We start from the raw sequence: 12,985 nt of genomic DNA, 5'->3' as shown, positions 1-12,985 counted from the left end.
GACGTCACCACCGTGCGAGCCCAGGTACGGCCGCACCCGGTCGAGCGCGTCGGACACCCTGCGGTGCACGTCGTGGGGGTGCAGGCCGTGGACGAGGAGCAGGCTGGCCACCAGGTCGTCGGTGGCCAGCCGCTCGGCCAGGCCCGGGCCTGGTCCGTCCCGGGAGCCCTCTTGAGCCAGCAGCATGATCCGTTCCAGCCCGGCCCCGTAGAGCCCGACCACCTCCCGGACCAACTCCCTCGCGCGTTCCTGCGCGGCCCCCCCGCTCGCCGCGCAGGAATCCAGCAGGGTCTGGATCCGATCGCCCGCTGTGCGCCAACGCGCCGCACTGTCGTCAAGGGTTTCCGGGCGATCCACCATCTCCTCACTCCCCGACGGGTGACTGAGTTGGCGTGTGCAGTCTCTCCAGGGTCTTGCCTTTGCCCAGGTACATGTGCACACCGCAGGGCAGGCACGGATCGAAGCTGCGCACCGTGCGCATGACGTCGATGCCCTTGAAGTTCTCCCGGCTGTTCTCCTCGAAGATCGGTTGACCCTGCACCGCGTCCTCGTACGGCCCGGGTGTGCCGTAGCTGTCGCGCGGGTTGGCGTTCCACGGGGTGGGCGGGTACGGGTGGTAGTTGGCGATCTTGCCGTCCCGGATCACCAGGTGGTGGCTGAGCACGCCGCGCACCGCCTCGGTGAAGCCGCACCCGATGGCTTCGTCGGGCACCTCGAACTTCTCCCACGTCTTGGTGCGGCCGGCACGGATCTCGGTCAACGCCTTCTCGGCGAAGTGCAACGCGCACGCCGCCGCGTAGGCCTGGAAGTAGGTGCGCGCCCGGTCGCGCTCGATGGTGTTGCTGCCGTATTTGGGCACCTTCCATTCGAACTCGACCGGACCCTTGAGCGCGGTCTTGGGCAGGTTGATCTTGACGCTGTTGCCGGTCGCCTTGACGTAGCCGATGTCGACCAGGCCGGCCAGCGCGGTCGACCACAACCGGGCCAGCGGGCCGCCGCCGGTGTCCAGCGCCAGGTGGTCCTTGCCGTCGAACCAGCGCGGCGACATCACCCAGCTGTACTTGCCGCCGTCCATGTCCCGCTTCTGCGGGTGCGGGTTGGTGTGCTGGTTCCACGGGTGGCGCCGGTCCACCGCGTTGCCCAGGGGATCGGTCTTGACGAACATCTCCTGCTCGGTCCAGTCGTCGTAATACGAACTGCCCAAGAGGATCCGGATGCCGAGGTTGATGTCCACCAGCGAGTGGGTGAGCAGTTTGCCATCGACCACCACGCCCGGGGTCACGAACATGGCGTTGCCCCATTGCTCCATGTCCTTGTATGCGAAGTTGCACACCTCGGGGTCCTGGAAGGAGCCCCAGCAGCCGAGCAGGGTGCGGCGCAGCCCGACCTTCTCGTAACCGGGCAGCGCCTCGTAGAAGAAGTCGAACAGGTCGTCGTGCATGGGCACGACCTTCTTCATGAACTCCACGTACCGCATCAGCCGGGTCATGTAGTCGGTCATCAGCTGAATCGTCGCGACGGTGCCGACCCCACCGGGGTACAGCGTGGACGGGTGCACGTGGCGACCCTCCATGAGGCAGAACATCTCTCGCGTCCAGCGGCTGACGGCCAGCGCCTCGCGGTAGAACTCGCCGGTGAACGGGTTGAGCGACCGCATGATGTCGGCGATCGTCCGGTACCCGTGGGCCTCGGCCTGAGGCGCGGGCGTCTTCTCGGCGAGCGAAAGCACACTCGGGTTGGTCTCGGACACCATCTTCTCGCAGAAGTCCACGCCGACCAGGTTCTCCTGAAAGATGTTGTGGTCGAACATGTATTCCGCGGCCTCACCGAGGTTGACGATCCACTCGCCGAGGTGCGGTGGCTTGACGCCGTACGCCATGTTCTGCGCGTAGCACGAGCAGGTCGCGTGGTTGTCACCGCAGATACCGCAGATGCGGCTGGTGATGAAGTGGGCGTCGCGAGGATCCTTGCCCTTCATGAAGATCGAGTAGCCGCGGAAGATCGACGAGGTGCTGTGGCACTCGACGACTTCGCGGTTCTCGAAGTCGATCTTGGTGTAGATGCCCAAGCTGCCCACGATCCTGGTGATGGGGTCCCAGGCCATGTCGACCAGTTGGCCGGGTTCCCGCTTGGCGTGGGTGGGCTCCGGAATGATGGTTGTCATCGCACTTCTTCTTCCCGCTGTGGGCTCTTGAGCTCGAGAGCTCAGACTTGAGAACGAAGCGCGCCCACCCGGTAGGTGACCTACCAGGTGCGGCGCGCTCCGGTGGTGAGTTGGTTACCGTTGTGGCGCCACCGCGGTTCCTTGTCGACGGTGCGCGACGTGATGCCCCGCAGATTGCGAATCACGGTTCCGTACAGGCCCACGGCGGTCGTCGAAACCTTGCCGCCCGGCGGTTCGTCCATGAACGGCATGAACTTGTCGGGGAATCCCGGCATCGTGCAGCCGATGCAGATCCCACCGACGTTGGGGCAACCGCCGACACCGTTGATCCATCCCCGTTTGGGCACGTTGCATTTGACCACCGGACCCCAACAGCCAAGCTTGACAATGCATTTCGGCGATCCGTATTCGGTGGCGAAGTCGCCCTGCTCGTAGTATCCGGCCCGGTCGCAACCCTCGTGCACGGTGGCGCCGAACAACCACGCGGGGCGCAGCGCGTCGTCGAGCGGGATCATCGGCGCCTGACCGGTCGCCATGTAGAGCAGGTAGGTCAGCGTCTCCGACAGGTTGTCGGGATGGATCGGGCAACCGGGCACGCACACGATGGGAATGCCGGCCTTGCTCTTCCAGTCCCACCCCAGGTAGTCGGGCACCCCCATCGCCCCGGTCGGGTTACCGGCCATGGCGTGGATGCCGCCGTAGGTGGCGCAGGTCCCGACCGCGACGACCGCGGTGGCCTTGGGCGTCAGCCGGTCGAGCCACTCGCTGGTGGTCATCGGCTGGTTGGTGGCCGGGTCGTTGCCGAACCCGCACCAGTAGCCCTCCTCCTTGATCTTCTCGTTGGGGATCGATCCCTCGACGACGAGCACGAACGGTTCGAGCTCGCCGCGATCGGCTTTGAAGAACCACGACAGGAAATCGTCCGCCCCTCCGCTGGGTCCGCACTCGAAATCGATGAGCGGCCAGTGCACGGCGACCTTCGGAAGCCCCGGTAGAGCCCCCAGGGCGATCTCCTCGATCGTGGGTTGGGTGGCGGCAGTCAACGCCACCGAATCGCCATCACAACTGAGCCCCGCATTAATCCATAGGACATGAATCAATGTTTCTTCCGCTTTGACTGCTGCTTCTGTTGGCATGCTGCAGCTTTCCGGGGCCGGGCTGAGGCCCCTGCGCCACCGGAGTCGACCGTCGGCCCACTTGCGCAGCGCTAATTTCTGGGTCTACTCTTCACCGCCCAGCGTGTCAACGTCTCTGCGGTACCAAGTAGTTAGACAACCGTTGCATACACTTTCGCGCCGCTCGGGGAGCAATCGTCGGCCGCGCCGATGCCCCGAGATCATGCGAAAGCCTTGCAAGAGCGGACCGTCAGGCCGGCGCGTCCGCGGCGAATCGTCGCAGCCAGCCGAACCAAGCGCCCATCCCCGCCCCGGTCCGCGCACTGAGCGGCAGGATCGTCGCCGTCGCATTGACCTTGCGCACGTGGGCGATGTACTCGTCGACATCGACGTCGAGGTACGGAACCAAGTCAATCTTGTTGAGCAACACCACATCCACCGAGCGGAACATCACCGGGTACTTCAGCGGCTTGTCCTCGCCCTCGGTCACGGAGTAGACCATGGCCTTAGCGTGCTCGCCCACGTCGAACTCGGCCGGGCAGACCAGATTACCGACGTTCTCGATGATCACCAGGTCCAGCGCGGGCAGGTCGAGACCCGGCAGTGCGCGGTTCACCATGGGCGCGTCGAGATGGCACTCGCCGCCAAAACCGTTGCTGGTGTTGAGCAGTGACACCTGGGCGCCTCGACCGCTGAGCTTGGCCGCGTCCAGGTCGGTGGCGATGTCGCCCTCGATCACCCCGATGGCAAGCTCACCGGCGAGCTCGTCAAGCGTGGCCTGCAGGACGGTCGTCTTGCCCGATCCCGGCGAGCTCATCAGGTTGAGGGTGCGCACCCCGCTGCTCTCGAACGCCGCGCGGTTGGCGTCGGCGAGCAGGTCGTTCTCCGCGAAGATCGCCTCCAGCACGTCGACCCGCTGCTTGCCGGTCTGGTATTGGCCGTGATCGCCGTGCCGGTGATCCGGGTCGTCGTGCTCGTGGGTGTGCACGGTCCCGTCGTCATGCCGATGAAATCTACCCATGGTCAAATCCGTTCGGAGCGGGCCAGTTTCATGAGACGTCCAACGACGTCACCAAGAATTCGTTGCCGCGCAACACCTCGACGTCGGAGCTGTCACACTCGGGACACCAGATCGACCAGGCCGACGTGATCTCCGAGTGCCGGCCGCACGCGCGGCAGCGCACCTCGGCGCCGACGCACTCGAGTTCCAGCTCGGCGCCGGGCATGTCCTCGGCGTCCCGCACGAGCGTCCAGCAGAACGACAGCGACTCGGGCACCACCTGGCGCAGCGCCCCGATCCGCACGCGCACGACGTCGACGTGCCGACCGTCGGCATGCGTCTTGACCACACCGGCGATCGCTTCGCACAGCGACAGCTCATGCACAGCCGATCACCGGCGTCCGGCCGCAGCGAGGCTCATGAGCACTGTTCTACACCGACGGCCCAGGATGCGCAGCCGCTCTCCGGGTTCGCGGTTTCTAAGGCGACGTCCACTTCTGTTCGAGGCGCCCGTAGCGCCAGACGAGCAACGCCACCGCCCAGGTGACGACGAACGCGCCGACGATGAAATAGCCGACGGCGCCCAGGTCCAGCCCGCCGATCCAGCTCCAGAACGCGCCCCGCCAGCCGAACTGCTCGGCGAACAGGGTGAGGAGTTCGACGCTGCCGATCAGCAGCGCGACGACCACCGACAGCGAAGTGATGGTGATGTTGTAGTAGATCTTGCGGACCGGATTCGAAAAGGCCCAGCCGTAGGCGAAGTTCATGAACGAGCCGTCGATGGTGTCCAGGAGGCACATGCCGGCGGTGAACAGCACGGGCAGACACAGGATGGCGTACCACGGCAACCCGGCGGCCGCGCTGGTGCCCGCCAGGACCAGCAGCGCGATCTCGGTGGCAGTGTCGAACCCGAGCCCGAACAGCAGCCCGACGGGGTAGGAGTGCCATGACTTGGTGACCGATTTGGTGAAGCGGCCGAGTAATCGGTTCATCAGTCCCCGGTTGTCCAAGTGCCGTTCCAGTTCTGCCCCGTCGGTGTCGGGGTCGTAGCCGCCGCGGCGGACCCGCGTGAACACCCGCAGGATGCCCACCAGCACGACGACGTTGAGGAGGGCGATCGCATAGAGGAACACACCGGAGACGCCCGTGCCGATCAGTCCCGTGTAGTGATGCAGCTTCGAGGAGTCGTCGCGGACCGGTCCCACGAACGTCTTGACCCCGGACGCCAGCAGGACCGCCAGCGCGAAGACCACCGTGGAATGGCCCAGCGAGAAGAAGAATCCGACCGCGAGCGGCCGCTGCCCGTCGTTCATCAGCTTGCGGGTGGTGTTGTCGATGGCGGCGATGTGGTCGGCGTCGAACGCGTGCCGCATTCCCAGGGTGTAGGCCGTCAACCCGACGCCGACCCCGAATGCCTTGCCGCCCAAGCTGAATTGCGCCGGGGCCACGAAGGCCGCCAGGGCGAACCAACCGACCACGTGGAGCGCGACGATGATCGCCGACATCGATGCGAGCCGCCCCCACTCCGCCGGTGTCAGGGCGCTGCGCAGCCTGGTCGTCCATGACGGGCGCCGACCGAACTCAGTACTGACCACTGGGTTCCTCCAGGGTCCTTCCAGCATCGGGCATGGAACGGAACAACCCGCACGACTGTATGTGCCGTCGTCAGCCAGATGCAAGTAGGTTGCAGGAATCCCGGGGCCGGTGCAGGGCGAATTCGGCCGAAAGCTGGCGCGCCCACCGCGGCGGCGCGACACTGAACGGGTGACGCCCAAGCCGCCGGCACTGGACCCGTCCGCCACCGCCCGGATCGGCGATCTCCTGCGCGCCCGGGGGCTGCGGCGGATGTCCTCGCGGATCCAGGTGCTGGCGGTGCTCGAGCCGGTCGACGGCCATCTGCCGGTGGCGGAGATCCACAAGCGGGTGCGGGCGTGCCTGCCGCACGGGGCCCAGGCTCCCGACGTGGCGACCATCTATCGCACGGTGACCACCCTGGTCGGCCAGGGAGTGCTGCACCCGTTGACCCTCGACGGCGGTGTCACCACCTACGGGATGGCCACCGCGCCGCACCACCACGCCGTATGTACCGAGTGCGGCTCGATCATCGAGGTGCCCGCCCGGCAGCTCAGTTCGGCGCTCGAACACGCGATGGCGGGCAGTTCCTTCGCGCTGTCCGAGGCCGCGGGCCTGACCCTGCACGGCCTGTGCCCGCAGTGCCAAAAGCGTTGAGCTGCACCAACAGTGGCGACCCGTCCCCCGCAAGCGGGAGGTGCCCCCAGCGCCCGGCTACGCCGCGCTTGCGATCGCCACTAGGACAGATCGAGTAGCGCGTTCTCGACCACCTCGGGCAGCGCCGGATGAATCCAGTACTGGCCGCGGGCCATCTCGTGGGCGGTGAGCCCGAAGCTCATCGCCTGGATCAGGGGTTGGATGATCGACGACGCCTGGTGGCCCATGATGTGCGCGCCCAGCAGACGGCCGGTGCTGCGCTCGGCGATCAGCTTGACTATCCCGGTGGTGTCCTCCATGGCCCAGCCGTAGGCGACGTCGCCGTAGTCGTGTATCGCGACCGAGACATCGAATCCCTGTGCGATGGCCTGGTTTTCGGTCAGTCCGGCGGATGCCAGCTGAGGGTCGGTGAACACCGCCGACGGTACGTGGCGGTGGTTGGTCATCACCATCGACTCGGTGTCGTCCCAGTCGCAGTGCAGGTTGTGCTGTACGACGCGGGCCTCGTGGTTGGCGACGTGCTTGAGCTGGTATGGCGACGAAACGTCGCCGAGGGCGAAAACACCACGCGCCGAAGTCCGTTGGTATTCGTCGACCACCACCCGGCCGCTCTCGACCTCGACACCGGCCTGTTCGGCGTCCAGCAGGTCGGCGTTGGACACCCGCCCGGTCGCGACCAGCAGCAGGTCGGCGTCCAGCGTCGACCCGTCGTCGAGGCGCAGCGCGACGCCGGAGCCGTTGTTGGTGCCGCCCACGATGTTTCGGTGTGTGCGCAGTTCCCATTTAGCTGCGGCGATGCGGGTGAAGCGTTTACAGATGGTGTCGTCACAGTGCCGCAGCATCGAGCTGCCGCGGATGACCAATGTCACCCGGACCCCGAGGGCGGAAAAGACATGGGCGAATTCAGCTGCCACGAAGCCACTCCCGACGATCACCAGGTGCTCGGGCAACTCCGGGATCCGCATGATCGTGTCGCTGGTGTGATAGGCGACACCGCAGTCGAGGATCGCGGGAGGGATGACCGGGCGGGACCCCGCCGCGATCACCACCTGATCGGCGGTGAATTCGTCGCCCCCGTCCGTGCGCAACAAGTAGCGCCCGTCGGGTTGAACCGGTCCGAACCGGGTGTGCTGGTCGTACAAGTCGATGCTGGGTGACGCGCGGCGGTAATCTTCGCCGCTCATCGAGATCGGATCGATACGTCCGAAGATCCGCGAGACGATGTCGTCCCAGCGGATCCGGTCGACGTGCGCGTCGACACCGAAGCGCGCCGCGTCCCGGATCGTCGTGGCGACTTCGGCGGCGTAGACGAACATCTTGGTCGGGATGCACCCGACGTTCAGGCAGGTGCCGCCGAACGTGCCGTGCTCGCACAGCGCCGCACGCTTGCCGGTGAACTGATCGTCGAGAAGGGTGTTGCCCGAGCCGGTTCCGATAATGGCGATGTCATATGTCTCCAACCCGTCACCCCATCCTCGAAGAGGGCTCGGTGCGGTCGATGTGGAGGTAGCGGTCCAGCCAGAGGTCGAGCTGGCGGTAGGCCGCCCGCCGAGGCTGCGGCAGCGAGAGGAAGACGTCGTGTTTGGCGTCGCCGATCGGCACGATGGTGCTGTGATTCCCGATGCATCCGGCCCGCCTGGCAATCTGGGTGACGTCGAGAACCGCGTCGCCGCACTGCATGGACGCCGCGTCGCTGGTTTCCCGCACGGTGTGGTCCGAGCGCAGGATGAGGTTTGGCACCCCGACGTCGAGCCCGCGGTGCAGCCGGGCGTGGCCGCGGCGGATGGCGTGCAGCCAGCCGAGCGTGATCGGGAAGCCGCCCACCGGTTTCCACTGCAGGTCGTAGTCGAACTCGCCGTGGTAGTCGCGGTGCAGGGTGGTGCCGTAGCCGCCCTCGGTGGGCGCCCGGACCACCACCCTGGACCGCACGCGGGACAGGCCGGCGATCAGCGCCGAGGTCACCGAATGGCGCAGCACCGCCGGGCCGTGCAGGTCCAAAAACGGGCTGTTGAGCACGAGACCGCCGATGCCGGCGTGGGCTGCGGCGTCGCGCCGGCGGAGCCGGTCCAGCCATAACGACACGATGAGCCCACCGGAGGAATGGCCGTACACCAAAACCTTGGCGGGTAGATGGTGCTCGCGGATCGCCGCCAGAGCGTGGTCGAGTTCGGCGTCGTAGTCGTCGAGGTTGGTGATGAAGTGCGGTGTCTGGCCGTCGCGGCGCGACCGGCCGCATTTCTGTAGGTCCAGCGCGTAGAAGGCAAAGCCGCGGTCGGCGAAGTGGTCGGCCAGCGCCGTGTTGAAGAAGTAGTCCGTGTAGCCATGCACGGCCAGCACCGCGTGACCCGCGCCGGAGGGTCCGGCGGGCTCACCGCGTCGGATCAGCGTCGCGACGATCTCGCCCTCGCCGACCGGGTCGGGCCCGAGGGGGATGGTGCGCTGCCAATAACCGGGCAGGACATCGGGCACCCAGCCAGTCACGAGGCCAGCTTAGAGGTTTTGCTGGCGATGGGGAGGCGCACGCCGTCCGTGCCGCGTTTGCCTCGGGATAGCCTGGGAACCGGCACAGTCGACGGAAGGACCAGGAGCAGGTGTCATCGCTAGCCCGAACCGCACGGACGGACGTCGTGCTGGTGGGCGCGGGCATCATGAGCGCAACCCTGGGTGCGTTGCTGCGGCGGCTGCAGCCCGACTGGTCCATGACCATCGTCGAACGCCTGGACGCCGTCGCGGCCGAAAGCAGCAGTCCGTGGAACAACGCCGGCACCGGGCACTCCGCGCTGTGCGAGCTCAACTACACCCCGCAGAACCCGGACGGCTCGATCGATATCACCAAAGCGGTGCGCATCAACGAGCAGTTCCAGGTGACCCGCCAATTCTGGGCCTACGCCGCCGAGAACGGGATCCTGACCGACACCGGCTTCCTCAACCCGCTCCCGCACGTGAGCTTTGTGCGCGGGGCGCAGCTCGTCGAGTTCTTGCGCCGACGGCAGCAGGCCCTGGCTCCCAACCCACTGTTCGCCGGCACCGAATTCATCGACGATCCGCAAGAGTTCGCCCGCCGGCTACCGTTCATGGCCGCCAGGCGCGACTTCTCCGAACCGACCGCGCTCAACTGGGCCCCCCACGGCACCGACGTCGACTTCGGTGCACTGGCCCGACAGCTCATCGGCTACTGCGTGCAGGGCGGCGCCACCGCGTTGTTCGGCCACGAGGTCCGCGACCTGACCCGGCAATCGGACGGCAGCTGGACGCTGCTGATCCGCAATCGCCGCACCGGCGAAAAGCGCCGGCTGAACGCCAAATTCGTCTTCATCGGGGCCGGCGGCGACGCGCTGCCGCTGCTGCAGAAGGCCGGCATTCACGAGGTCAGGGGCTTCGCCGGGTTCCCCATCGGCGGCCGGTTTCTGCGCACCGACAACCCCGCGCTCACCGCCGCGCACCGGGCCAAGGTGTACGGGGTCCCGGCGCCGGGGGCCCCGCCGCTCGGCGCGCTGCACCTGGACCTCCGGTTCGTCAACGGCAAATCCTGGCTGGTGTTCGGGCCGTACGCCGGCTGGTCACCCAAGTTCTTGAAACACGGCCGCCTCAGCGACCTGCCCCGCTCGGTGAAGCCGGACAACGCAATGGCCATGCTCGGGGTCGGCCTCACCCAGCTGACACTGATCAACTACCTGATTCACCAGCTGCGGCTGTCCGAACCGGACCGCATCCACGCGCTGCGCGAATTCGCCCCCAGCGCAGCGGGTTCCGACTGGGAGCTGACCGTGGCCGGTCAGCGCGTGCAGGTGATCAGGCGGGACCGGCGCAAGGGAGGCGTGCTGGACTTCAGCACCACCGTGCTGGCCGCCGCCGACGGCAGCATCGCCGGGCTGCTGGGAGCCTCGCCGGGAGCATCGACGGCCGTGTCGGCCATGCTCGAGGTGTTGGAGCGGTGCTTCGCCGGCCGCTATCAATCCTGGCTGCCCACGCTCAAAGAGATGGTGCCGTCGCTAGGGGTGGAGCTGTCCCGCGAGCCGGCGTTGTACGACGAGGTGTGGTCCTGGGGAACCGAGGTGTTGGGGTTGCAGTCCGATTCGGGGGTTCGGTCATGAGTGAAGCGTTGCGTCGGTCCTGGGCCAAAGACCTTGACGCCCGGACCCTTTACGAGCTGCTCAAGTTGCGGGTGGAGGTGTTCGTGGTGGAGCAGGCCTGCCCGTACCCGGAGCTGGACGGGCGCGACCTGCTCGCCGAAACGCGGCACTTCTGGCTGGAGACGCCCGACGGCGAGGTGATCTGCACGCTGCGGTTGATGGAGGAGCACGCCGGCGGCCGAAAGACGTTCCGGATCGGCCGGTTGTGCACCAAACGCAGCGCGCGCGGGCAGGGCCACACCACCCGATTGCTGCGCGCCGCCCTGGCCGAGGTCGGCGACTACCCGTGCCGGATCGATGCGCAGACCTACCTGTCGGACATGTACGCCCAGCATGGGTTCGTCCGCGCCGGTGAAGATTTCGTCGACGACGGCGTTCCGCACGTGCCGATGCTGAAGCCCCCACGCCCGCCTCCTCAGGGGGATACCCCGCCGGCATCGTCGACCGGCTGGCCGGGCGCCGGCCTGACGGAGCTCCCGTGAAGCCGTATCCGTTCAGCGCGATCGTCGGGCACGACCAGCTGCGCCTCGCGCTGCTGCTGTGCGCGGTGCGCCCGGAGATCGGCGGTGCGCTCATCCGGGGCGAGAAGGGCACGGCCAAGTCGACGGCCGTGCGCGGCCTGGCGGCGTTGCTGTCCGAGGCGACCGGTGACGCGGGCGCCGGCCTTGTCGAAATGCCGCTCGGCGCAACCGAAGACCGGGTGATCGGCTCGTTGGACCTGCAGCGGGTGCTGCGCGACGGCGAGCACGCGTTCTCGCCGGGACTGTTGGCGCGCGCGCACGGCGGCGTGCTGTACGTCGACGAGGTCAATCTGCTGCACGACCATCTGGTGGACGTGCTGCTCGACGCCGCGGCGATGGGCCGGGTGCACATCGAACGCGACGGGATCTCGCATTCGCACGAGGCCCGGTTCGTGCTGATCGGCACCATGAATCCCGAGGAGGGCGAGCTGCGTCCGCAGCTGCTGGACCGGTTCGGTCTCACCGTTGACGTGCACGCGTCCCGTGACGTCGACGTGCGGGTGGAGGTCGTCCGGCAGCGCATGGCCTACGAGGCCGACCCGGACGCGTTCGCCGAGCGTTACGTCGACGCCGAGGCCGAACTGGTCCGGCGCATCGCCGCCGCGCGGGCGCTCGTCGGCGAGGTGGTATTGCCGGACAACGAGTTACGGCGCATCGCGGCGGTATGCGCGGCGTTCGACGTCGACGGGATGCGGGCCGATCTGGTGGTGGCCCGCACCGCCGCCGCGCACGCCGCCTGGCGTGGGGCCAAGTCCGTCGAAGAGCAAGACGTCCGGGTGGCCGCCGAGCTGGCGTTGCCGCATCGGCGCCGCCGCGACCCGTTCGACGACCCCGGCATCGACCGCGACCAGCTCGACGAGGCGCTGGCGCAAGCCGGCGACGACGACCACGAGCCGGAACCCGACCCGCCGGGCGGCGGTCAGTCCTTGGAAGGCACTGGGGAGCAATCGAATTCATCGTCGGCGTCGAAGCTGCCGCAATCACCGAACTCGATGGGCAACGACCAGCCGCGCTCCAGCGCGCCGCCGTCAAAGACCTTCCGCGCCCGCGCGCTGACGGTGCCCGGGGTCGGCACGGGCGCGCCGGGGCGGCGATCACGGGCCCGCAACGCCAGCGGCAGCGTGATCGCGGCCACCGACGGAAACGACACGACTTCCGGCGCGCATGGGCTCCACCTGTTCGCCACCCTGCTGTCGGCCGCCGAGCGTGCCGGGTCCGGCCCCCTGCGCCCGGGGCCGGATGACGTGCGGCGGGCGATCCGGGAGGGGCGCGAAGGCAACCTGGTCATCTTCGTCGTGGACGCCTCGGGCTCGATGGCGGCGCGCGACCGGATGGCCGCGGTGAGCGGCGCGACGTTGTCGCTGCTGCGCGACGCCTACCAACGCCGCGACAAGGTCGCCGTGATCACGTTCCGCCAGCAGGAGGCGCGGCTGCTGCTGCCGCCGACATCGTCGGCGCACATCGCCGGCCGGCGGCTGGCCCGGTTCGACACCGGCGGCAAGACTCCGCTCGCCGAAGGCCTGCTCGCCGCGCGTGAACTGATCGTCCGGGAGAAGGCGCGCGACCGGGCCCGGCGTTCCCTGGTGGTGGTGCTGACCGACGGCCGGGCCACCGCCGGAACGGACCCGTTGGGCCGCAGCCGGGCCGCGGCCGCCCGGTTGGTGGCCGAGGGCGCGGCCGCCGTGGTCGTGGACTGCGAAACCTCCTATGTGCGGCTGGGTTTGGCCGAGCAACTGGCCCGCCACCTCGGGGCGCCGGCCGTGCGCCTGGAGCAGCTACACGCGGACTCTCTGACGCGCGCCGTGCGCAACGCGGCCTGAGAA

At 67.9% G+C, this 12,985-nt stretch carries 11 protein-coding genes and 1 pseudogene; 4 read left to right on the top strand and 8 right to left on the bottom strand.

The annotated features are described in order from the left end of the window. The 6 genes and pseudogenes from A5781_RS00835 to A5781_RS00810 all read right to left on the bottom strand — a co-directional run. Positions 1-360 (bottom strand): annotated as a pseudogene (locus A5781_RS00835) (hypothetical protein); the annotation flags it as partial. A gap of 4 nt (positions 361-364) precedes the next feature. Continuing rightward, complete coding sequence (locus A5781_RS00830) at positions 365-2,164, bottom strand: nickel-dependent hydrogenase large subunit (RefSeq protein ID WP_067199626.1); 1,800 nt, start codon at positions 2,162-2,164, stop codon at positions 365-367. Positions 2,165-2,244: 80 nt separating this feature from the next. Next, complete coding sequence (locus A5781_RS00825) at positions 2,245-3,300, bottom strand: hydrogenase expression protein HypE (protein ID WP_067199623.1); 1,056 nt, start codon at positions 3,298-3,300, stop codon at positions 2,245-2,247. Between the two features lie 229 nt (positions 3,301-3,529). Then, a complete protein-coding gene (gene hypB, locus A5781_RS00820) occupies positions 3,530-4,300 on the bottom strand; it encodes a hydrogenase nickel incorporation protein HypB (protein ID WP_067199618.1) in 771 nt (256 codons plus the stop codon). 28 nt (positions 4,301-4,328) lie between these two features. Further along, the gene (locus tag A5781_RS00815; protein WP_067199614.1) at positions 4,329-4,664 is read right to left on the bottom strand and encodes a hydrogenase maturation nickel metallochaperone HypA; all 336 of its coding nucleotides are present in this window, start codon (positions 4,662-4,664) and stop codon (positions 4,329-4,331) included. Positions 4,665-4,758: 94 nt separating this feature from the next. Then, positions 4,759-5,874, bottom strand: coding sequence for a HoxN/HupN/NixA family nickel/cobalt transporter (locus A5781_RS00810; protein WP_067199611.1), 1,116 nt, complete (start codon positions 5,872-5,874; stop codon positions 4,759-4,761). A 169-nt stretch (positions 5,875-6,043) separates the two neighbouring features. Between A5781_RS00810 and A5781_RS00805 the strand changes: the two genes are divergently transcribed. Further along, positions 6,044-6,508 (top strand): Fur family transcriptional regulator, encoded by a 465-nt coding sequence (locus A5781_RS00805; protein WP_067199683.1) that lies wholly within the window; start codon positions 6,044-6,046, stop codon positions 6,506-6,508. An 80-nt stretch (positions 6,509-6,588) separates the two neighbouring features. Here A5781_RS00805 and mtr read toward each other — a convergent pair whose 3' ends face one another. Both mtr and A5781_RS00795 read right to left on the bottom strand, forming a co-directional pair. After that, on the bottom strand, positions 6,589-7,968 hold the full coding sequence (mtr, locus tag A5781_RS00800; RefSeq protein ID WP_067199608.1) for a mycothione reductase: 1,380 nt from the start codon (positions 7,966-7,968) through the stop codon (positions 6,589-6,591). A gap of 4 nt (positions 7,969-7,972) precedes the next feature. Then, positions 7,973-8,989: an alpha/beta hydrolase gene (locus A5781_RS00795; protein WP_067199605.1), complete on the bottom strand. Its 1,017-nt coding sequence runs from the start codon at positions 8,987-8,989 to the stop codon at positions 7,973-7,975. Positions 8,990-9,099: 110 nt separating this feature from the next. On the opposite strand from A5781_RS00795, the gene mqo reads away from it, so the two are divergent. Genes mqo through A5781_RS00780 form a run of 3 tightly spaced genes read left to right on the top strand, consistent with a single transcriptional unit; the run spans position 9,100 to position 12,982 of the window. After that, entirely contained in the window at positions 9,100-10,602 is a 1,503-nt protein-coding gene (gene mqo, locus A5781_RS00790) for a malate dehydrogenase (quinone) (protein ID WP_082939161.1), read from the top strand. Beyond that, positions 10,599-11,123 (top strand): GNAT family N-acetyltransferase, encoded by a 525-nt coding sequence (locus A5781_RS00785; protein WP_067199603.1) that lies wholly within the window; start codon positions 10,599-10,601, stop codon positions 11,121-11,123. Before mqo ends, A5781_RS00785 begins: the two co-directional genes overlap by 4 nt. Beyond that, positions 11,120-12,982: a magnesium chelatase subunit D family protein gene (locus tag A5781_RS00780; protein WP_067199602.1), complete on the top strand. Its 1,863-nt coding sequence runs from the start codon at positions 11,120-11,122 to the stop codon at positions 12,980-12,982. The genes A5781_RS00785 and A5781_RS00780 overlap by 4 nt, the downstream gene beginning before the upstream one ends. Positions 12,983-12,985: the final 3 nt, after the last annotated feature.

This window comes from Mycobacterium sp. 852002-30065_SCH5024008 (genome assembly GCF_001665645.1).
Taxonomy (GTDB): domain Bacteria; phylum Actinomycetota; class Actinomycetes; order Mycobacteriales; family Mycobacteriaceae; genus Mycobacterium; species Mycobacterium paraffinicum.
Note: the sequence above shows the minus strand (reverse complement) of the source record. Positions and strands in the feature narration are given on the sequence as shown.

What these genes read in the sequence shown, in the direction of transcription:
- A5781_RS00830 (WP_067199626.1), bottom strand. Translation starts at nt 2,164, where the DNA reads ATGACAACCATCATTCCGGAGCCCACCCACGCCAAGCGGGAACCCGGC.
- A5781_RS00825 (WP_067199623.1), bottom strand. Translation starts at nt 3,300, where the DNA reads ATGCCAACAGAAGCAGCAGTCAAAGCGGAAGAAACATTGATTCATGTC.
- hypB (WP_067199618.1), bottom strand. Translation starts at nt 4,300, where the DNA reads ATGGGTAGATTTCATCGGCATGACGACGGGACCGTGCACACCCACGAG.
- A5781_RS00785 (WP_067199603.1), top strand. Translation starts at nt 10,599, where the DNA reads ATGAGTGAAGCGTTGCGTCGGTCCTGGGCCAAAGACCTTGACGCCCGG.